This window comes from Methylovulum psychrotolerans (genome assembly GCF_002209385.1).
Classification (GTDB): domain Bacteria; phylum Pseudomonadota; class Gammaproteobacteria; order Methylococcales; family Methylomonadaceae; genus Methylovulum; species Methylovulum psychrotolerans.
This window is the reverse complement of the sequence record NZ_CP022129.1, coordinates 2,247,239-2,267,945: the sequence shown is the minus strand read 5'-3', so window position 1 is coordinate 2,267,945 and position 20,707 is coordinate 2,247,239. Positions and strand designations below refer to the sequence as shown.

The following is a 20,707-nucleotide window of genomic DNA, read 5'->3' as shown; positions in this document are numbered from 1 at the left end:
CAGTCAATTTAGTTGGGTTAAGTTAAATTTTTTAACTAATAATAACAATAATAACGACTCAATACGCCCGCTTTATGCGGGCTTTTTATTGCCCGGCATTTTTGCCGGGCAATCCTGCAAACCACTAAAAACCTCGCCCCTAGCTACCGCTACAGCCCCTCCCAAGGCGTATACAACCCCGTCACGTCAACCCCAAACATATCCAACACCCGCCCGACCGTTTCATTCACCATCGCCATCATCGAGTCGGATTTGCTGTAAAACGCCGGCATCGGCGGAAACATAATGCCGCCCATTTCGGTGACGCTGGCCATATTGCGGATATGGATCAGGTTCAACGGCGTTTCGCGCGGCATCACCACCAAGCGCCGCCGCTCTTTCAGCACCACATCGGCAGACCGGGAAATCAGGTTATCGCCGAAACCGTGCGCAACGGCAGCCAAGGTCTTCATGGAACAAGGGGCGATAATCATGCCCTCGGTCTTAAAGCCGCCACTGGAAATGCTCGCGGCAATATCATTAATGCCGTGGGTGACATCGGCAAGCGCATACAAGGCGGCGCGTTTCATGTCCAACTCGTGCTTGAGATTGACCACCCCCGCCGACGAGATAATCAGATGGGTTTCCCACTGTTCCTGCGCCTGTAACACTTGCAACATCCTAACCCCATAAATGGCTCCAGTCGCCCCGGTCATGGCGATAATCAGACGTTTTTTCGCGCTCATAACGGCGTACCAAAATCACCTTGGCGGACAAAGTCATCCGTGGCGGTGACCAGCGCGTCGATCATTTCCTCATGCTGGGCGACATGCCCTGCGTTGGGCAGGATAACATAATCGGCGTTAGGCAAGGCTTGATGCAGTTTATGGCCAGCTTCCAGCGGACAGAGAAAATCTTGGCGGCCATGAATAATCCGTGTCGGTATGGCCTGCAATACCCCGCACCGCGTCAGAATCTGATTTTCTGCTATAAAATAACGGTGGCGGGCAAAATTCAATTCCATGCGGATTTGCTCAAACGTGCGTCCGGTGATCTCCATATCCCTAGACGGATAAGCTGTCCCTAAGGCAGTCAACGCCCCCCAAGCCAACCATTCCTTAGCGACCCGCGTTTGCAGTGCGGTATCCTCACCCCAAAAGACCACATACAAGGTCGCCAACAAATCCCCGGTGTGTGAGTCCGGCAAACTGTCGAGCAGCTTTTGCCATTGCTCAGGGAAAATCCGGTTGGCGCCGTCTTTGGCATACCAATCCAAATCCTGTTGCCGTGCCAGAAAAACCGCACGGATAACCAGGCCGGACACCCGCACCGGGTACTGTTGGGCATACAACAAGGCCAACGCCCCGCCCCAAGAGCCGCCAAACACCAGCCACTGTTCTAATTTTAAATGCTGGCGGATACGCTCCATATCATCCAGTAAATCCTGCGTGGTGTTGCCCTCCAACTCGCCAAACGGCAACGATTGCCCACAAGCGCGTTGGTCAAACAAAATGATATGGTAGCGTTCGGGGTTAAAAAACCGCCGATGGTCGGGCTTGGTGCCGGAACAGGGGCCGCCGTGTAAAAAAACGACCGGAATACCGTCAGGGTTGCCGCTTTGTTCGACATACACCGAATGCGGCGAACTGGTTTCTAAGAAAAAGGTGCGGAAAGGTTGGAGTTCTGGGTAGAGAGTCTTCATGAGGTAAAGGAGAGTCAGTTAATCATTGATAATGATAGCGGCAGGCAAGAATAGTCAAGTGGCTATCATTAACCACATAGACCAAGCGGTTGGTTTCATCAATGCGCCGTGACCAAAAGCCGGCTAAGTTTTCGCGCAGCGGTTCCGGCTTGCCTATGCCGGTAAACGGTTTTTTTTGCGTATCGGCGATGAGTTTGTTGAGGCGTTTTAGGATTTTTCTGTCCTGTTCCTGCCAATATAAATAATCTTGCCAAGCCGCATCTGTCCACGCCAAACAGTGGTTGGCCGGCCTATTCATCCGGCAACTCACGCTCGGTTAGCAGTCCGGCCTGATATTGCTCAATTGATTTGGCGAGATGAGCCGCATTGGCTGGGGATTTGAGCAGGTGGACAGTTTCCATCAAACTCGTGTAGTAATCCAAAGACATCACCACAGCATCAGCGGCATCACGGCGGGTGATAACTGTACAATCGGCATCGTTGATGACATCATCGAGCACGGACTTTAAATTATTTCTTGCTTGGGTAAACGAGAGGATACGCATAGCCCACCTTGTAGTTGTACTTTAATCTGTACAAGTCTAAAGCAAAGCACACGACAGCTCAATAAAAACCTGTTTTGCGGGCATAAAAAAAGGAGGGCTGTTACGCCCTCCTTTGTTGGCCGGGTTTTAAGCGTTGTGCTTAGAAACCGATACCGAGGTAACCACCAGCAGTTACGCCGTTGGTGTTGATGCCGTCAACATTGTCTGGGGCGTAGTGGTAACGGGCATCCGCACCGACATACAGGTTTTGCCAGACTTTATAGTCAGCACCCAGACCGAACTGCATACCTGGGTTTAATACGGTAATCGCGTCAGATGGTGGGCTGATGACGCTCAGTTCGAAACCGACAGGCACTACCCATGGTCTGAACGCTTGGCCTTTGAAGAATTTGATTTTTGGTGAAGCCGCTAAAGTCAATTGGTTGACAGTTGCGGTTTGGGTGTTAACGCCAGGCAGTCCTGTAGCAGCGCCTATCGCTGGGGTAATGCCGTTAGCGGCACGGTCGCCCAATTCTTTATAATCAAACATCAATTCAGCAAACACTTCAGTGCCGCTCATCATGCCAAACAGATTGTCATTCAGGCTCCAGTCAAAACCAGCGCCAAAGTACCATGCATCTTGATTGCCGATCGCGCCATTCAATACACCACCTGAATTGCCGCCTGCTGCGGTAGGATCCAATGTGCCGCCTCTGTTGCTGTCTGCGTGACCATAACCGCCACGGAAGAATACCATATTGTTTTTGGCGTTAGACTTAGGCTCAGCCTTAACCGTGTTCATCCATTGGTCCAACTCTTGGACTTTGGCAGAATCTGGGTCAACCGCAGGGCGGTTAACTTGTGAGCGCAAAGATTGCACTTCATATTGCATGGCTTGCAATTGCGCTTCTAAGGCTTCAACACGGGCATTGGAGCTAGGCACTGCATAACGTTGCACTGAGCTGCTAGTGGAGTAGCTGCTGGTGACACTGCGTTTGTATTTTTTGGCTTTAGATTTTGCATCCGCTTGCGGCGCAACTAACAGGCCTGCCATGGTTAATGTTGCGGTAGCGATAGCAAGAACTAATTTAGTTTTTTTCATCATCGTTTCGACCTCGTGAAGGTTGTTTATAGTTATCTTTTGTTAAAATACAACAAAATGTCTGTGACGGAACACATGTTAGCAGTAAATCTATTTCCCCACAAGCATTAACGTAACTTTTTATTAACAAATATTTTATTATTTATCAACAGGTAACAGCAAAAATCAGCTAAAACAAGCCTTATGTCTGCGAAAAACAACAAATAATCCCCCCACCCAAGGCCCGCAATACTTTTTCGGACACTGTCAGTTTGGCTTATAATCGGCACTGAACGCGCCTTTACCCCACTACTTTACTAACTTTGGCCTTAACGCCAAGCAGAGCCACTGGGGCGGCACACTTACACTTACAGACATCCATGACCCTAACTCCAGACATTACCCTTATCGGCGGCGGCATCATCGGCTTACTGACCGCCCGCGAATTCCATAACGCCGGCGCCCGCGTCACGCTCATTGAAAAAGGCTTTATCGGCCAAGAATCCTCTTGGGCCGGCGGCGGCATTTTACTGCCAATCTACCCTTGGCGACAAGCCGAAGCCATTAGCGACCTGGTATTGCAAAGCCTGAAAATCTACCCTAATCTGATGGCGCAATTGTTCGCCGATACCGGACTGGATCCCGAATGGACCCCCTGCGGCATGTTAATCACCCAAAACCCCGATGATCAGGCGGCAATAAGCTGGTGCCAACGCTATGGCGTTACTTATAGTGCGCCGGAGGAAGCCTACTTTGCATATCTCAACAGCAATCCCAGTAAGCCGTTATGGTTACCTGACATTGCCCAAGTACGCAATCCCCGGCTGCTAAAAACCTTGCAACAAGATTTGCGTAACAAAGGCATCACGGTTTATGAACACTGCGAACTGACCGGCCTGCACTGCCGTAACCAGCACGTCGAAGCCATTGACACCACGCGCGGACGCTTTGCCGTCAACCATCTGGCCATCACCAGCGGCGCGTGGAGCGGCGGCCTGTACCAACGCCTGTTTGCAGGGCTTACCGACACCTTACCCGATATTGCCCCGATTAAAGGCCAGATGCTGCTGTTCGATGCCCAGCCCGACACCTTGCCGTTTATGGTGCTGGAAGGCGACCATTATCTGATCCCCCGCCGTGACGGCAAAATTCTGGTCGGCAGTACCGTCGAACATGACGACTTTAACAAAACCACTACCGCCACCGCCAAAACCGACCTGAACCAGTTTGCCTTAAACCTGTTGCCCGCGCTGCACAACTACCCTTTGGTCAAACATTGGGCAGGCTTACGCCCAGGCACAACCCAAGGCATACCCTATATCGCCCGACACCCTGATATTGATAACGTCAGCATCAATGCCGGGCATTTCCGCAATGGTTTGGTCATGGGGCCGGCCTCGGCACAATTGCTGGCCGATTTAGTGCTAAACCGCCAGCCCCACGTCAACCCTGAGCTATACCAATTCGGCAGGTTGCAATAACCCCCTTTTTAAAACCAACGGGGACAACAGCATCGTCTTTTGCCCCCGTATTACCTATAAGCCCACCTTATGAACCTTTACCCGCTATTACGTCCCCTGCTCTTTGCGCTAGACCCGGAAACCGCCCACGAAGTCACCTTAAAACTGCTCCAAACCGCACACCGCACCGGACTAGCCCAGCTAACCACCCCTCGCTTGGCCGACCACCCCGTCGAAATTATGGGTTTAACCTTTAAAAATCCGGTCGGGCTGGCCGCAGGTTTAGACAAAAACGGCGATTATATTGATGCCCTCGCCGCCTTAGGCTTCGGCTTTATCGAAATCGGCACCGTCACACCGCGCCCCCAACCCGGCAACCCCAAGCCGCGCCTGTTCCGGCTTCCCGAACACCAAGCCATCATCAACCGCATGGGCTTTAATAATCTGGGCATAGACCATTTGCTGCAACAAGTCAGCAAGAGCGCGTACCGTGGCATATTGGGCATTAACATCGGCAAAAATTTTGACACCCCGATTGCCGATGCGGCGGACGATTACCTGATTGGACTACGCAAAGCCTACCCGCTCGCCAGTTACATCACCATTAACATCTCTTCACCCAACACCCAAAACTTACGCCAGTTACAGCAAGGCGACGAGATCAAAAACCTCATCGCCCACCTAAAAGAAGAGCAGCTCAGGCTGCACCAAGAACAAGGCCGCTATGTGCCCTTAGTGGTGAAAATAGCCCCTGATTTAAGCGACGAAGAAATCCGCCACATCGCCCAGCTCTTAAAAAGCTACGCCATTGACGGGGTCATCGCCACTAATACCACCATCGCCCGCGCCAACATCGCGGGCCATGCCTTAGCGAAGGAAACCGGCGGTTTGAGCGGTGCGCCGGTTAAGGAGCAGGCGACTTATGTCGTGCGCGGCTTGGCGGCAGAACTGAATGGGACGGTGCCGATCATCGCGGCAGGTGGGATTATCAGTGCGGAAGATGCCCAAGAAAAACTCGCGGCAGGCGCAAGCTTGGTGCAAGTGTATAGCGGATTAATTTATCGCGGCCCACAGCTAGTGGCGGACGTGCTAGCAGGACTCTAGGCTACTGCCATTACGGCAAGGCGAAAAACCTTGCCGTACCGTGAACGGCTGGCTTAAACCACGCTAAGCGGCAATTACAATACCCTTTTCCGCCAAGCCCCTTAATATCTGCAAACCGCCGTTAATCACCAACTCAGGTTGGGGATGCTGCATTTCGGCGGCAATTTGCTCAAGGCTGGCAATGGCTGGGCTTTGCCCATTATCCTGCAAGAGCGCTAACAGGCGGTAGGTCATCGGCGTAATCTCCAGAAATTGGACATCATCCAAGACGTTACGGTAGACGATTAAAAACGTCGCTTGGGCGGGGGCTTCGGTAGGTAAAAACGTCGGGGCGATTTTATGGACGGGGTATTGATAGGCTAAAGGCCAAGCGACGGGTGATAAGGCTAACACCTGCCTCGCCAAGTCGTCCGGCAGCAGGGTAATGGCCGGATTGGGTTCTTGGGCAACGGCGACCGCCATTTCCGCCCACTCATAATGCGCCAACTCCAGCAAAAACGGAAAGTCCCCGGCATTATCGCGCTCCTGTTGCAGATAAGCCAAAAACTCTTCAGGTATCTGCGAGAAATACGGCGAACTGCAAGCATGGCGGGCGAAGAAATCCTGCGCCAACGCGTACCATTGGGCATCATCAAGCAATTGCCTTATCACCGGAAAATTGCTGGCCAAAAAATTGTCGATATTATTAAACAACAACTCCCGATACATCGCCATACGCGGTGGCGGCACATCGGCAGGCACAGGCTGGTGGTCGGGGTCGCGGATATGGGCGACAAATTTGCGTTGCGTCGCGGCAAAATCGGTTTTCATCGCAGCCCTTAAGCGGATTGTTGGGCATGATGGTGCTGCCATGCCGCTTGTATGGATTTGATCGTATCGACTTCGCGGATCAGTTCGGCCATCTGAGGGATATTAAAATCACGCTCCAGCAAGGTCGGAAACACGCCATGCCATTCGTAAGCCTTGCCCAGCAATTTCCACACGGGGTCGATAATTTCCGCACCGTGGGTGTCCACCAAAAAATCTTCGGCTTCCACATAATGCCCGGCAATATGGGCATAGACAATACGCTGTGCGGGAATGGCCTTTAAAAAGGCCTCGGCATCATAGCCGTGATTGACACTGTTGACATAAATATTATTCACATCTAACAGCACGTCACAATCGGCTTCCTGCACAACGGCATTAAAAAATTCGAGTTCAGTCATTTCCTGACCGGGGGCGGCATAGTAAGACACATTCTCAATCGCCATTTTTTGCTCAAGAATATCCTGTACGCGCCTGATGCGTGCCGCGACATGACGGACAGCCTCAGCGGTAAAAGGAATAGGCAGCAGATCATACAAATGCCCGCCTTGGCTACAATAGCTCAGATGTTCGCTATAAAGCCTGATGCCATGCTCACGCATGAACCGCTTAACAGCCAGAACAAAGGTCTCATCGAGCGGGTCAGTACTGCCTAAAGACAGCGACAAACCATGACAGACAAAAGCACAGCGTTCGGTCATGGCACGAAATTGCTTGCCGAGCTTACCGCCCATGGTTATCCAGTTTTCGGGGGCGACTTCATAAAAATCGACCGCAGCAGGCGGCGAACCGACAACTTCACTCAAAAAACTACGCCGCAAGCCTAAGCCAGCCCCCTTCAAAGCGGGTTGTATCGTGTCCATCAGAACACCTGTGCAAAAATTAAAGGAAAAAGGGAGGACAGCAACCGCTATCCCCCCATTTAGGAAGGGGCATGAAATATTTGTAGCCATCCAAGTTTTGGTAACCTGAAAAGTCTTAACCGATATAATTACCCCAAACCATCCTGGCTTATAAACCTTTTAGTGTTTCGCAGGTGCAGCAGGCACGGCAGGTACAGCTTTAGTGGCGGCACAAGCGCCTTCTTTGCCTTTCATCATCTCGCCACAGCCTTGCATCGCTTCACCGCAACCTTTCATTTGCGCACCACAAGAACCGTCTTTAGCTTTTTCGGTTGGGCATTTTTGCATGGCTTCGCCGCATTGCGCCGCACACTTGCCTTCTGGCATTTTGCCGTTAGCCGAACCGCATTTGCCTTCTTTACCTTTCATCATTTCACCGCAAGTGGCTTCCATGCCTTTTTTCATTTTTTCGCCTTCCATCATGGCCGCGCACTTACCTTCACCGCATTTGCCTTCAGCGGCTTTCGCAGGCGTTTTAGCACCCGCACAAGCGCCTTCGGCCGCTTTTGCCGTACCGCCCATATTCATGGACGCGCCGCATTTCATTTCGGCTGGCTTGGCTTCCGCTGGTTTGGCTTCAGCAGGCTTTGCTTCGGCAAGCTGCATATAACCGGATGACAACTCAGTCATGCCGAAAGGGTTAGTTTCCGCACTGACAGAGGCTGAAAAAGAGGACATGATGGCTACGCCCATAGCAGCGATCAACGGTGATTTATTGTTAGTTATTTTCATGGTAAATCCTTCCTAAAAGTGGGTTGTGTAATAAAACGGCACGGGGCCCGTGTCGCCGTGCATGTCCAAGTATACCCGAACACGCGGTAAATATAAGGGGATTGCAAAAAATTACAATGTTTAAATCGGGGTATCCGCCGCCAAAATGCCTGTCCAATCTAGGCTAATGGACACTAAGCACCTGAGCGGCAGACGTTTTCTCTGGATATTCACATAAGTCAGCCAGCACGCATTGGCTGCAACGCGGCTTTCTGGCGGTGCAGGTATAGCGCCCATGCAAAATCAGCAAATGGTGGGCGGTTTGCTTATAGTGTTTTGGAGTCGATTTATCTAACTTTTGTTCCACTTGCAGGACATTTTTGCCGACTGCCAGACGGGTTCGGTTGGCGACCCGGAAAATATGGGTGTCGACAGCGATGGTCGGCTGCCCAAACGCCGTGTTAAGAATCACATTAGCCGTTTTACGCCCTACCCCCGCTAACGCTTCCAATTGCTCACGGGTATTTGGCACTTGCCCGCCATGCCTGTCTAACAATTGCTGGCATAAAGTCATGATATTTGCGGCCTTGCTGTTAAATAGGCCAATAGTTTTAATATACGCTTTTAAGCCATCCAGCCCCAGCGCCAGCAGACTTGCCGGAGTATTGGCGACCGGGAACAACTGCGCGGTCGCCTTATTAACCCCCTTATCGGTCGCTTGCGCAGACAGCACTACGGCAATCAGCAATTCAAAATCGGTACGGTAATTCAGCTCGGTGGCCGGTTCAGGAATCGCGGCGGCGAGGCGCTCAAACAACGCCAAGCGTTTGCTGGCGTTCATAAATAACTAACGTTACGCAGTAACGTCGCTTTTATCCCGTTTGCCGCGCCGAGCATCGCAGGTTTTGTCGGGATCAGCCCGAAGGGGCTCGGCAGGGATGCCGCGCGTCGGCAGGTGGGCAGGAGCCCTCTCTGCCGACCCCCGACAAAACCGAGAAGCGCAGGATCAAGCGGCAATCGGGCCGCCTTTTCTTTGGATACTTTCTTTTGGCGGAGCAAAAGAAAGTATCTCGCCTTCGGGTGCGAAAACCCGATTAAAAAACCTCGCGATAGCGACTCATTATTTGTTTTTTTAAATCGCAGAATAGGTCTGTGCAACATCAGTAAACAAACACCCGGCATCAGTGCAATGTCCTAGGTGTCAGTATCCGCAAGGCGTTGATCGCCAAAAAGATATACAGACCATTTTCGGTAGGGGCGCGGTAACAGCCCATCGCCCCCAAATGCTTAACGACAATCGCCATCATTTCCCACACCATCGGCTCATCCAACTCAAACGCCGCTTCATTGGCAAACAGGGGGAAACCGGTTATTTTTGCCAGCTCCTTAATGGGCAAGGCCTTTTCGCGCAAAGACTTCAATATGGACGGATTGCTCCAACCCCATTTCCAACTGTGGTTGGGTGCAGAATAACTGCCCAAATTGATAATGTCCGCTTCAACCGCAACTCGGTCATTACCGTCAAAAAACTGCAACAGCTCGGCTTCCTGGTCACACCACCAACTCGCCCATTGGCCCAAGTCATAAACGTCCTGTAAGTGATCTTGCTTGACAGTCAGCTCAGCCAAGGCTTGCGTCAGCAAATCACCAAATTCTTCGTTAGTCATCGCTATCACCCAGACCCGGAGCTACTGCCCGGCAATAAAGGCCTGCAAAAGCTGGGCGGTATTGGCCATACCCAGATGCAGATTTTGCTCAATCTCCGCCATGGTGATTTCGCCCGCACTTTTCCCCGCCGCCCAATTGGCAATCACTGACACCGAGGCATAATTCATCCCCAATTCCCTGGCTAACGCCGCTTCCGGCATTCCGGTCATGCCCACTACATCGCAACCGTCACGCTCCATACGGGCAATTTCGGCAATAGTCTCCAAACGCGGGCCTTGGGTACAGCCATACGTTGCCTGCGGACTAATGGCGATACCGGCCTGGGCGGCCGCGCCGATCAGGGCATTACGCAAACTGGGGCTGTACGGGAAAGTAAAGTCGATATGGGTGACCGGATAATTTTCGTCTTCAAAAAATGTCTGGATCCGATTATAAGTATAATCAATGAGTTGGTCAGGAAAGGCGATATGCGCCGGTACCATCGCTTCGGTAATGCCACCGACAGCGGCAACCGCGACAATATCCTCAACACCCAATTGCTTTAAGCCCCAGATATTCGCCCGATAATTGATTTTATGCGGGGCAAGGGTGTGCGGATTACCGTGCCGCGCCAAAAAAATCACCGGATGACCATTAAACTCACCAATAAGAAACTCGGCGGAAGGATTGCCGTAAGGGGTTTTTAAGGTTTCACGCCGACTGATATTAAAACCGCTGAGCTGGGTCAGGCCTGTGCCGCCGATAAAAGCCAATTTCGTCATACATCTACTCCTGATTGTCTGTTGGGCAAGCGTAAATGCCGGGGGCATTGCGCAAATAGCCCTTATAATCCATACCGTAACCGAACACATAGCGGTCAACAACCTCAAGGCCGACAAAATCCGCCCGAATCGGTTTGGCACGCCCTAACAGTTTATCGGCCAAGACCGCGCAATAGACTGCCACTGCACCCTGTCCCAAACAAAAGGCATGGATTGCCGCCAAGGTAATACCCTCATCCAGAATATCATCAATAAGCAACACAGTGCGGCCTTGCAAAGGCAAGCGCGGTTTCAGCACCCATTCAACCGTACCGCCGGAAGTCTGGTTCCGGTAGCGGCTCGCATTAATGGCATCGACATTCAGAGGCATGGTCAGACGGGTCAGCAACTGTCCCGCCACCACCACACCGCCATTCATCACACACAACACCAAAGGGTTAGTGCCGGCCAATTGGCGGTTGATTTGCGCCGCCATAGCATCTAATGCCGCTTCGACTTCTTGTTGGCTGTGCAGTAGCTCGGCATGGTCTTGGATAAATTGAATGTCGTTAAGCATGAGCGATAGTTATGATAATTGTTCGGTAAACTGTTTAATAAGGCCACTAATGATCTGCCATTTTTGCGCTTGGTGCAGTTGTTCACGGCCCATTAACGGCTTGCCTTTCATCCGTAATAAGCGTTGCTCACGGACAGGGTCATCGGTGACCGGCAATGTCTCCAAGACTTGTTCGGCGGCGCTAGGGTTATTGCACACCAAAATCATATCGCAACCCGCCGCCTGGGCAAGGCGGGCGCGTTCGGGGAAGCCCCCTACCGAAGCGGCCCCTTCCATGCTTAAGTCGTCGCTAAAGACGACCCCATTAAAGGCCAGTTCTTGGCGTAAGATTTGTTTTATCCAAAACGGCGAAAAGCCTGCGGCCAAGGGATCGACATTAGGATAGACGATATGCGCCATCATCACCGCCTCCATACCTGCCGCAATCAATTGCCGGAACGGCTGCAAATCTTGCATACGGATAGTTTCCAAGTCCCGCTCATCAACGGGTAAGGCCAGATGCGAATCGGCCGCTACCGCCCCGTGACCCGGAAAATGTTTGCCGGTCGCCGCCATGCCCGCCACTTTCATGCCTTGGCGAAACAGCCCGGCCAACTCGACGACTTCCAAAGGATCGCGGGAGAAAGCCCGATCGCCGATAATGGTGCTGATGCCGCAATCAACATCCAGCACCGGTGCGAAACTAAAATCCACATCGACAGCCCGCAATTCCGCCGCCATCAGCCAGCCTGCCGATTGCGCCAAGGCTTTATTTTCGGCAAAACGGGCTACCGGCGGCAAGCGGGTAAAACCGTCCCGAAACCGCTGTACCCGACCGCCTTCTTGATCGACCGCGATCAAAATATCCCCGCGCCGCGCCGCCCGGATAGCCCTTATAAGCGCGGCCACTTGGTCGGCATCTTGAAAATTACGCGCGAATAAAATCACCGCACCGACATTGGGATGCCCAAGCAAATCGTGTTCGTGTGCGGTTAAGGCCAAGCCGGCAAGGTCGAGCATGACCGCCCCGATAGGGAGAGGTTCTTTCATAGTTATTGTTTAACAGATTAGATTATGTTTGTCGTATCAAGCCTATCCATATCAAGATAGGCGGTGAAGTTTTATCGCCTACCTAAACATATTAGAAAGCCATAGTTTTAAGCACATTATCGATGGAAGGCAACCTCATAGCGATAAGTTTCTTTGCATCCTTAATACTACCTGCAAGAAGCTGAAAGGTTCAACATAACCAGCGGCAAATGCTTTTATTGCAAAACCTTCTGGCCGCGGCTAACAAAACAGCTATTTCCCGTTATTTGTTTGGCGGACTTTTTAGCAACGGCGGCCAAATCGGCAACTTCGACATGAGATTGGCAGCGCTCTGTCATATTGGGGGCAACAACGCCTACCGACAAACTGATCAGCGGGAAAAAACAGCCGGCACCGGCGCGGTCTTCGGCATAGATCCCCCCTGCCTTAACATCGTCGGCACGGTAATGGTGCGGCACTTGTTCGGCAAAACTGGCCAACATCTCTTCGCAACAACCCAGCCAATCTTCACCCGTGAACACGACAATAAAATCATCGCCGCCAATATGACCTACCAACCCACAACGGCTACTCACCGCGCGTTGTAACGTATCGGCGACCGCTTTGATAATACCGTCGCCCGCATTGTAGCCATAGACATCGTTAAAAGGCTTGAAATTGTCCAAGTCAAAATAACCCACCGCAAAAGCCTGCTGTTCCGCCAATAAACGGTTAATATAATCATTAATCGGCACACTACCCGGCAATAATGTTAGCGGATTGGCATGTTGGGCATGGTGGATTTGTTGGCGGGTAATTTCTTCCAACAAATCCCAAACCGTGCCGATACCGGCATACTCACCGTTATGCGTGACAATAAACACCTTATCATGGTCGGCATTCGAGGTAAGCTGCTGACTGACAATTTCCACAGGAGTATATTGATCAAAACTTAACGGCGGCTTATCGAGAAACGACCGGACACTTTTTTTGCCATATAACTCTAAACCATACCGGCTAGAAAACAGTTTGGCAAAAAACCGCTCGCGCAACAGAACCCCCACCGCTTGTACGCCATCGACTATCGGCAAAAAATTCAATTCTGGATTATGCTGAAACCAGTCCAGCACATCAGCCACTGAAGTGCCAGACGGCAAGGCGCTGAGATGTTGGGTAATCTGTGCGACCGCCACCATCCGCAAAGGTTGGATTGAGACGCGCCGGCTTCCGGTCATCTGAAATAACGCCGCATCCAACGCCCCTAAAGGCACGGAAGCTGGTTTGGCAAAATAAAACCCCTGCATATAGCGGATACCCAAACGCTCCAGCGCCCTAAACTCATCGGTGGTCTCGACCCCTTCAGCAATCACTTGGCAGTGCATGGAACTGGCAATAGTTTGGATGGAGCGGACAAAATGGGTTTTGACGGCATCATTGTGCAGGCCTTCAATAAAATGCTTGTCGATTTTGACATAATCAGGCCGCACTTCCGTCCATAATCTCAGCCCCGAATAACCGGCCCCCAAATCATCCAGGGCAATCTGAAACCCCATGTCACGGCAGTGCCGGATCACGTCGCGCATCCGTTCATAATTATCGGTAACCTGATGCTCGGTAATTTCGATCACTACCGAAGCCGGCTTAAGCCCCAGGTGGGCATGGAAATGGCGGGTAATCGCCTCCTTAAAATCCGGATGTAACAAGACATTGGGGCTAACATTAATAAACAGCTTTTCCGGCAAATTCAAATCGGCATAATGCCTTAGGCTAATTTCACGCGACAAATATTCCAACTTACCGCTTAAATTAACTTGATCCGCCGTGGCGAACAGCACAAAAGGCGTATACAACGGGCTACCCGAAGGGCCGCGTATCAGCGCCTCATAACCGATAATTTTTTGGTGCGTAACAGAAACGATAGGCTGAAAATAAGGTGTCAGGTGCTCATTCTCAAGGATCTTGACTAATTCGTCATGTAAGGCGGACATCTGCTGTTTTTAATTGTAAATGCCTAAAGGCGCTAAGGATAGAATTTGTTGGCGGCAATAGCAAGAAATCACCAAGAATTTCATGGGATCTGCCAACTGCGTCACACTTACCGACAAAGCACCCCTTAAAATACCCGGCATATAAAAACTTTAGCACTTATTTTTCCTCAAGTAAATAAGAACTACCTTAAAAATAATCTCTCCACGATTTAAATCTGAAGAGCTACGCAGGGCGGCCTATTTTTCAATACAAACCCAACTGCAATTTAGCCACTTCCGACATCATGTCACGCGACCAGGGCGGATCTAGGACAACTTCGACATTAACGCTGCCGACACCGGGCAAAGCACGGATACCCCGCTCGACGTCGCCTTGGATCACAGGCCCCATGCCGCAACCTGGCGCCGTCAGGGTCATAATGACCTCAACGGCATAATGGCCGTCCGTCATGGGCGTGACCTTACAATAATAGACCAGACCCAATTCGACGATATTAACCGGAATTTCCGGGTCATACACCGTACGCATCACTTCCCAGCAATTTTGTTCGATCGCCTCGGCACTGTCCTCCGACACCAAGGTTTGCAACCGCTGCGGCTGCCGCCCTAAGGCATCGGCATCGCCTCCGGCAATACGCACCATGTGCCCATAGTCGGTGATGACGGTAAAGCTATCGCCCAAGGCCTGATGGACAGTGACCATCATCCCTTGCCGTAACATCCCGGTGGTACCGTCGGGGATGGTGACAATATCGACATCACGGGTTAAAACAACGCTTTCTTTATCTGTCATAGTCGCTTCTTATTCAATCGTGTTTTTATAAATGGAACGTACGCGCGTCTATCGTTTGCCCTGTCACCCCAAGACTCTGCGCACTAAACAGGTATAGGTAAACCGCCGCCAACGACTCCATAGCCGGCAGACGGCTTTTATCTTCGGCAGGATACGCCCGCTTTCTGAGCGGCGAATTGACCGGCCCCGGAATCAGCGTATTGACCCTGACGGTATTGGCGGATTCCAATTCCTCGGCCAGAATTTTCGCAAAACCTTCCAAAGCGATCTTGGCCACGCCGTAGGCGCCCGAATAGGCCGGTGCAGTGCGGGCCGAAGAATCGGAGGTCATTACTACCGAAGCGTGCGGGCTTTTTTCCAATAACGGCAATAACATCCGGCACAGCAAAAAAGGCGCGTTCAGATTGACATGCAGGCTTTGCCACCAATCCTTGGTGCTGATTTGTGACAGCGGCGTAAAATGGCTGAACTCGACCGCCGAATGCAGCAAGCCCTGCAAAGCCCCATATTTTTCCTCAATCCTATCCGCCAACTCCTGATAGTCGCTTTCATTCGCCCCGGCCAAATCAAACGGATACATAATCGGCTCCGGTCCGCCCGCATCAGTAATGGCATCATAAACCGCTTCCAGTTTGGGGATTTGCTTGTCCAGCAAAATGATATGCGCACCGTGCTTGGCTAAAGCCAAAGCCGCTGTCGAACCTAAGCCGCCGCCCGCACCTGTGATCAAAATAACATTATCGTTCAGTAACATAAAGCGGTATCTATCCAAGTTAAAAGTTCTGTCGGAGCACTAATTAGCGCGTCGGCTCCCCATGTTTCCGGCCTGTCATCCGGTTTGAGATAACCATAAACCGCCGCCAGCGTCTTCATTTGGGCATTTTTACCCGCGACAATATCATGATGGGCATCACCGACATAAACGCACTCCCACGGTTGCACGGCCGCCCGGCGGCACGCTTCCAGCATCGGTTCGGCATGGGGCTTAGGGTGGGCCGTGGTATCGCCGCTGACGATACAGGCCGCACGTCCTGCCAATTGCAAGGCCGCCATTAACGGTAACGTGAAGCGTTCGCGCTTGTTAGTCACCACTCCCCACTTGAGGCCACGCGCTTCCAGTGCCGCTAAAGTCTCGGCCATACCGCTAAAAAATACGCTGTATTCGGCGATGTTGTTTTGGTAGCACTCCAGCATCGTGTTTAACAACGCCTCTTGCTCAGCCGCCGTGGCGCTATCGCCTAGGCAATCTTTAATCATCGCCGCCGCACCGTAGGAGATGAACGGCCTGACCGCCACCGGATCAACCGTGGCAAAACCGTGCTGACGGAAAGCCTGGTTAAGGCAAGCCAGCAAATCGGGCGCCGTGTCCACTAAAGTGCCGTCCAAATCAAACAGCACACAAGCGAGCTTAAAATCAGTCGCCATAACGGTTTACCCGGTACGCTCAAAAACGGCGATATAATTCACGCCGATGTCTTTACCCAAACTAAATTGCTTATTCAGCGGGTTATAGCCGATACCGACCATACCCTGCAAACTTAAACCCGCTGTCCGTGCCGTCTGGCATAACTCAGACGGCTTAATGAAAGTCTTATAATCGTGCGTTCCCTTAGGCACCATTTGCAGCAGATGCTCCGCCGCCAAAATGGCTAACAGATAAGCCTTAGGCTGGCGGTTTAATGTCGAAAAAAACACCTTGCCGCCCGGCTTTACCAAGCGGCTACACGCCGTGATAATTGAACCCGGATCAGGGACATGTTCAAGCATTTCCATGCAAGTCAGATGGTCAAATCCGGCCGGCTCCTGTTCGGCCAAAGCTTCGGCGCTGATTTTTTGGTATCTGGCGGTACTGCCGGACTCCAAGCCATGCAAATCGGCAATATCCACCAACTCCTCGCTCAAGTCGATGCCGAGAGCATGGGCGCCGTGTTGCGCCAACGCTTCAGTTAAAATGCCGCCGCCGCAACCGATATCAACGATGCGCTGGCCCGCCAGATTGGCATAGCGTTGGATAAACGCCAGCCGCAAGGGATTAATGTCATGCAAGGTTTTAAATTCGCCTTGCGGATCCCACCAACGCTCGGCCATAGCGCCGAATTTATGGATTTCATGTAAGTGTACGTTATCTGTTGTCATCATTGTGCCAAACGCTATAATCAATTGTCATTAGTTTACTCTATTGCTAGGTTATTCGTCATTTTACGCGATGTTTTTCTTGCGGTGGGCTATTTTAGGCAAAAAACAATAGATGGACAAAATCTGCTAAAACGGTAAAATTGTAGGGCTAAATGACCCACTAACCCCGTCAACCAGCACCTACTTTAATGGCAACCATCACCGTACTAAATGGCCCCAACCTCAACCTTTTGGGACTGCGCGAACCTAGCCATTACGGAAACAAAACCTTGGCGGATATCCAGGCCTCCTTAACAGAGCAGGCCGACGGGCTTGGCCATCGCTTGCCGTTTTACCAAAGCAACGCCGAACATGAACTCATCGGGCTTATCCACCAGGCCTACCGTGACGGCGTTGATTTTATCATCATCAACCCAGCCGCCTTTACCCATACCAGCGTCGCGCTCCGTGACGCGCTGCTGGCAACGCAAATCCCTTTTATAGAGGTTCACCTCTCCAACGTATATGCACGTGAGCCTTTTAGAAAACATTCCTATTTTTCAGATATTGCCAAAGGCGTTATTTGTGGACTGGGAGCAACCGGATACGCATTGGCCTTGCAGGCCGCGCATCAACTATTAGCCGAGAGACAATAAAAACAATGGATATTAAAAAAATTCAAAAACTGATCGAGTTGGTCGAAAAATCGGGCATCGCCGAACTGGAAGTGCAAGAAGGCGAAGAAAGCATCCGCATCAGCCGCTATTCCGCCGCACCTACCCAGATTGCCTACCCGCAACAAATGCTCCCGGCCAGCCCAGTTCCCGCTCCTGCCGTCCCTGCAATCGCCCCTGCCGAAGAAACGGCGGTCAGCGGCCATGTCGTCAAATCGCCAATGGTCGGCACATTTTACCGTTCCGCCTCACCCGGCACCAAAGTGTTTGTCGAAATTGGCCAAACTGTCCAAACCGGCGACACATTGTGCATTATCGAAGCGATGAAAATTCTTAACCAAATTGAAGCCGACCACAGCGGTGTCATCAAGCAAATCTTAGTGGATAACGCCGAACCTGTCGAATACGGACAGCCTTTATTCATCATTGAATAACACGGGAAAAAAGAAGATATGTTCGATAAAATTGTTATTGCCAACCGCGGCGAGATAGCCCTGCGTATCTTACGCGCCTGTAGGGAACTGGGCGTTAAAGTGGTCGCTGTCCACTCCGAAGCTGACCGCGATTTAAAACACGTCCGCCTAGCCGACGAATCGGTATGCATAGGCCCCGCCGCCTCCGCCGACAGTTACCTGAACATTCCGGCGATTATCAGCGCTGCCGAAGTCACCGATGCCGAAGCCATCCATCCAGGCTACGGGTTTCTATCGGAAAACGCCGATTTCGCCGAAAAAGTCAAACAAAGCGGCTTTGTCTTCATCGGCCCCAATGCCGACACCATCCGTATGATGGGCGACAAAATCTCCGCCAAAAACGCCATGCTGGCAGCGGGCATCCCTTGCGTCCCAGGTAACAACGACCCGCTTTCCGACGACAATAAAAAGAACCTTAAGCTGGCGCAAGAAATCGGCTATCCGGTCATCATTAAAGCCGCTGGCGGCGGCGGCGGACGCGGGATGCGTACCGTCCACACCGAAGCCGCGCTGATCAACGCCATTGCCATGACCAAAGCCGAAGCCGGCAGCGCGTTCGGCAACCCGACCGTGTACATGGAAAAGTTTCTTGAAGACCCCCGCCATATCGAATTTCAGGTCATGGCCGACTCCTACGGCAACGCCATCCACTTAGGCGAGCGCGACTGCTCCATGCAGCGCCGCCACCAAAAAGTCGTTGAAGAAGCCCCGGCTCCCGGCATTACCGAAGAACAACGTCGGCTTATTGGCGAACGTTGCGCCAAAGCCTGTATCGACATCGGCTATCTCGGTGCCGGCACCTTCGAATTCTTATACGAAAAAGGCGAGTTTTACTTCATCGAAATGAATACCCGCGTCCAAGTTGAGCATCCGGTCACGGAAATGGTCACCGGTTTTGATATTGTCAAAGAGCAGTTGCGCATTGCCGCAGGCGAACGCTTGTCCATTACCCAAGACCAAGTCAAAATCCAAGGCCACGCAATTGAATGCCGCCTGAACGCCGAAGACCCGCAAACTTTCATGCCCTGCCCTGGCAAAATTGAGCAATTCCACATGCCGGGTGGCCCCGGTATCCGTTGCGAAACCCATATTTACAACGGTTACAAAGTGCCGCCCTATTATGACTCGATGATCGGCAAGCTGATTGCTCACGGCGAAACCCGTAGCAGCGCGATTGCCCGCATGAACACCGCCTTAAGCGAAATCATTATTGACGGCATCAAAACCAACATCCCGCTGCAACAAGACATCATGAACGACAGCGCCTTTGCCGCAGGTGGACAAAACATCCATTATTTGGAAAAGAAGTTGGGGCTTTATTAATTTATAAGCCCGTAGGACGGATAAGCGTTGGCTTTAGATGTGTGCCAGCGTTTGTCCTTCTATATTCCAGTTCCGACCGGATACCTCAGAGAAACAGATAACCCGTAAAAAATCCCCCTGACAGAGACCGCATTGTGATGGGGAGCCAACTTGTGGGCTACCGATTTCCACCCCGTCCACCCTCACCCCCCACCCACTATGGCCTGGCATCAACTCACCGTTATCACCCACGAACACCTAGCCCCTAAGCTTGCCGATTTTTTCGACCAGTTAGGCGCAGTGTCGGTCACTTATATGGATGCCGAAGACGAGCCGGTTTACGAGCCGGCCATCGGTGAGACCAAAATCTGGACGCGCACCCAAGTGATCGCCCTATATGAGCTCGATGCCGAACCGGAACAGTTAAAAGCGACCGCCTACCAGCAATTTTCGCCGCAAGACTTGTTCGATTGGCAATACGAAGAAATTGCCGACCAAATCTGGGAACGGGCGTGGATGGAATTTTATCACCCGATGAAATTCGCCGACCGGCTTTGGGTCTGCCCGACCGGGCAAGAACAGCACGAACCCGGAACCGTCTGCCTGACCCTAGACCCCGGTTTGGCGTTTGGCACAGGCACGCACCCAACTACCGCATTATGCCTGGAATGGCTGGCCAGCCATGACCTGACGGGCAAAACCGTCATTGATTATGGCTGCGGTTCCGGCATTCTGGCGGTGGCGGCGGTGTTACTGGGTGCCAAACACGCTTACGCGGTCGACATTGACCCGCAAGCACTGACCGCAACCCAAGACAATGCCGCAAAAAATAACGTCCAAGCGCAAATAAGCGGCTATCTGCCCGAACAGTTCACGCCTGTACTGGCCGATGTGGTGTTAGCCAATATCTTGGCCAAACCGCTGATTGATCTGGCCACGCCTATTAGCGCTTTAGTGGCGGCGGGTGGGCAATTGGTCTTATCAGGGATTTTGCATGACCAAGGCGACGCGGTCATGGCGGCTTACCAACAGGCCATCGCCTTTAACCCGCCCCGGCAACAAGAGGACTGGCTAAGGCTGGACGGCGGCAAACGCTGAC

At 51.9% G+C, this 20,707-nt stretch carries 24 protein-coding genes; 6 read left to right on the top strand and 18 right to left on the bottom strand.

Annotation, left to right across the window (positions count from 1 at the left end; all coding sequences use genetic code 11):
• Positions 1–149 precede the first annotated feature (149 nt).
• From CEK71_RS10325 to CEK71_RS10305, 5 genes are all read right to left on the bottom strand, one after another.
• Positions 150–725 (bottom strand): UbiX family flavin prenyltransferase, encoded by a 576-nt coding sequence (locus CEK71_RS10325; protein ID WP_088619311.1) that lies wholly within the window; start codon positions 723–725, stop codon positions 150–152.
• On the bottom strand, positions 722–1,681 hold the full coding sequence (gene pip / locus CEK71_RS10320; RefSeq protein WP_088619310.1) for a prolyl aminopeptidase: 960 nt from the start codon (positions 1,679–1,681) through the stop codon (positions 722–724). The genes CEK71_RS10325 and pip overlap by 4 nt, the downstream gene beginning before the upstream one ends.
• Before the next feature lie 22 nt (positions 1,682–1,703).
• Positions 1,704–1,979, bottom strand: a complete 276-nt coding sequence (locus tag CEK71_RS10315) for a Txe/YoeB family addiction module toxin (RefSeq protein WP_088619309.1) — start codon at positions 1,977–1,979, stop codon at positions 1,704–1,706.
• Positions 1,972–2,226 carry a type II toxin-antitoxin system Phd/YefM family antitoxin gene (locus tag CEK71_RS10310; protein WP_088619308.1) on the bottom strand — a complete coding sequence of 85 codons (255 nt, stop codon included), beginning with the start codon at positions 2,224–2,226 and terminating at the stop codon, positions 1,972–1,974. The genes CEK71_RS10315 and CEK71_RS10310 overlap by 8 nt, the downstream gene beginning before the upstream one ends.
• A gap of 139 nt (positions 2,227–2,365) precedes the next feature.
• Complete coding sequence (locus tag CEK71_RS10305; RefSeq protein WP_232463802.1) at positions 2,366–3,310, bottom strand: porin family protein; 945 nt, start codon at positions 3,308–3,310, stop codon at positions 2,366–2,368.
• Between the two features lie 356 nt (positions 3,311–3,666).
• On the opposite strand from CEK71_RS10305, the gene thiO reads away from it, so the two are divergent.
• Both thiO and CEK71_RS10295 read left to right on the top strand, forming a co-directional pair.
• Positions 3,667–4,767, top strand: coding sequence for a glycine oxidase ThiO (gene thiO / locus CEK71_RS10300; RefSeq protein WP_088619307.1), 1,101 nt, complete (start codon positions 3,667–3,669; stop codon positions 4,765–4,767).
• A 69-nt stretch (positions 4,768–4,836) separates the two neighbouring features.
• Positions 4,837–5,850 carry a quinone-dependent dihydroorotate dehydrogenase gene (locus CEK71_RS10295; RefSeq protein ID WP_088619306.1) on the top strand — a complete coding sequence of 338 codons (1,014 nt, stop codon included), beginning with the start codon at positions 4,837–4,839 and terminating at the stop codon, positions 5,848–5,850.
• 63 nt (positions 5,851–5,913) lie between these two features.
• Here the strand turns inward: CEK71_RS10295 and CEK71_RS10290 are convergent, their stop codons facing one another.
• From CEK71_RS10290 to ubiG, 13 genes are all read right to left on the bottom strand, one after another.
• A complete protein-coding gene (locus CEK71_RS10290; protein WP_088619305.1) occupies positions 5,914–6,660 on the bottom strand; it encodes an HvfC family RiPP maturation protein in 747 nt (248 codons plus the stop codon).
• 8 nt (positions 6,661–6,668) lie between these two features.
• Entirely contained in the window at positions 6,669–7,520 is an 852-nt protein-coding gene (locus CEK71_RS10285; RefSeq protein WP_088619304.1) for an HvfB family MNIO-type RiPP peptide maturase, read from the bottom strand.
• A 159-nt stretch (positions 7,521–7,679) separates the two neighbouring features.
• Complete coding sequence (locus tag CEK71_RS10280) at positions 7,680–8,291, bottom strand: HvfA family oxazolone/thioamide-modified RiPP metallophore (RefSeq protein WP_088619303.1); 612 nt, start codon at positions 8,289–8,291, stop codon at positions 7,680–7,682.
• 163 nt (positions 8,292–8,454) lie between these two features.
• Positions 8,455–9,111 carry an endonuclease III gene (gene nth, locus CEK71_RS10275; RefSeq protein WP_088619302.1) on the bottom strand — a complete coding sequence of 219 codons (657 nt, stop codon included), beginning with the start codon at positions 9,109–9,111 and terminating at the stop codon, positions 8,455–8,457.
• Positions 9,112–9,451: 340 nt separating this feature from the next.
• A complete protein-coding gene (locus tag CEK71_RS10265; RefSeq protein ID WP_088619301.1) occupies positions 9,452–9,937 on the bottom strand; it encodes a DUF6882 domain-containing protein in 486 nt (161 codons plus the stop codon).
• 21 nt (positions 9,938–9,958) lie between these two features.
• A complete protein-coding gene (locus CEK71_RS10260) occupies positions 9,959–10,699 on the bottom strand; it encodes an S-methyl-5'-thioinosine phosphorylase (protein ID WP_088619300.1) in 741 nt (246 codons plus the stop codon).
• A 4-nt stretch (positions 10,700–10,703) separates the two neighbouring features.
• Entirely contained in the window at positions 10,704–11,255 is a 552-nt protein-coding gene (locus tag CEK71_RS10255; RefSeq protein WP_088619299.1) for a hypoxanthine-guanine phosphoribosyltransferase, read from the bottom strand.
• A gap of 9 nt (positions 11,256–11,264) precedes the next feature.
• Positions 11,265–12,284 carry a beta-N-acetylhexosaminidase gene (nagZ, locus tag CEK71_RS10250; protein ID WP_232463801.1) on the bottom strand — a complete coding sequence of 340 codons (1,020 nt, stop codon included), beginning with the start codon at positions 12,282–12,284 and terminating at the stop codon, positions 11,265–11,267.
• Positions 12,285–12,499: 215 nt separating this feature from the next.
• Positions 12,500–14,251, bottom strand: a complete 1,752-nt coding sequence (locus CEK71_RS10245) for a bifunctional diguanylate cyclase/phosphodiesterase (RefSeq protein WP_088619298.1) — start codon at positions 14,249–14,251, stop codon at positions 12,500–12,502.
• 244 nt (positions 14,252–14,495) lie between these two features.
• Positions 14,496–15,044, bottom strand: coding sequence for a putative Fe-S cluster assembly protein SufT (sufT, locus tag CEK71_RS10240; protein ID WP_088619297.1), 549 nt, complete (start codon positions 15,042–15,044; stop codon positions 14,496–14,498).
• 25 nt (positions 15,045–15,069) lie between these two features.
• Complete coding sequence (locus CEK71_RS10235; RefSeq protein WP_088619296.1) at positions 15,070–15,798, bottom strand: SDR family NAD(P)-dependent oxidoreductase; 729 nt, start codon at positions 15,796–15,798, stop codon at positions 15,070–15,072.
• The gene (locus CEK71_RS10230) at positions 15,789–16,469 is read right to left on the bottom strand and encodes an HAD family hydrolase (protein ID WP_088619295.1); all 681 of its coding nucleotides are present in this window, start codon (positions 16,467–16,469) and stop codon (positions 15,789–15,791) included. Before CEK71_RS10230 ends, CEK71_RS10235 begins: the two co-directional genes overlap by 10 nt.
• Before the next feature lie 6 nt (positions 16,470–16,475).
• The gene (gene ubiG, locus CEK71_RS10225) at positions 16,476–17,183 is read right to left on the bottom strand and encodes a bifunctional 2-polyprenyl-6-hydroxyphenol methylase/3-demethylubiquinol 3-O-methyltransferase UbiG (protein WP_198328553.1); all 708 of its coding nucleotides are present in this window, start codon (positions 17,181–17,183) and stop codon (positions 16,476–16,478) included.
• 185 nt (positions 17,184–17,368) lie between these two features.
• Between ubiG and aroQ the strand changes: the two genes are divergently transcribed.
• From aroQ to prmA, 4 genes are all read left to right on the top strand, one after another.
• A complete protein-coding gene (aroQ, locus tag CEK71_RS10220; protein WP_088619293.1) occupies positions 17,369–17,815 on the top strand; it encodes a type II 3-dehydroquinate dehydratase in 447 nt (148 codons plus the stop codon).
• 5 nt (positions 17,816–17,820) lie between these two features.
• A complete protein-coding gene (gene accB / locus CEK71_RS10215; protein WP_088619292.1) occupies positions 17,821–18,267 on the top strand; it encodes an acetyl-CoA carboxylase biotin carboxyl carrier protein in 447 nt (148 codons plus the stop codon).
• An 18-nt stretch (positions 18,268–18,285) separates the two neighbouring features.
• Positions 18,286–19,629: an acetyl-CoA carboxylase biotin carboxylase subunit gene (gene accC, locus CEK71_RS10210; RefSeq protein ID WP_088619291.1), complete on the top strand. Its 1,344-nt coding sequence runs from the start codon at positions 18,286–18,288 to the stop codon at positions 19,627–19,629.
• Between the two features lie 198 nt (positions 19,630–19,827).
• The gene (gene prmA, locus CEK71_RS10205) at positions 19,828–20,706 is read left to right on the top strand and encodes a 50S ribosomal protein L11 methyltransferase (protein WP_088619290.1); all 879 of its coding nucleotides are present in this window, start codon (positions 19,828–19,830) and stop codon (positions 20,704–20,706) included.
• Position 20,707: the final 1 nt, after the last annotated feature.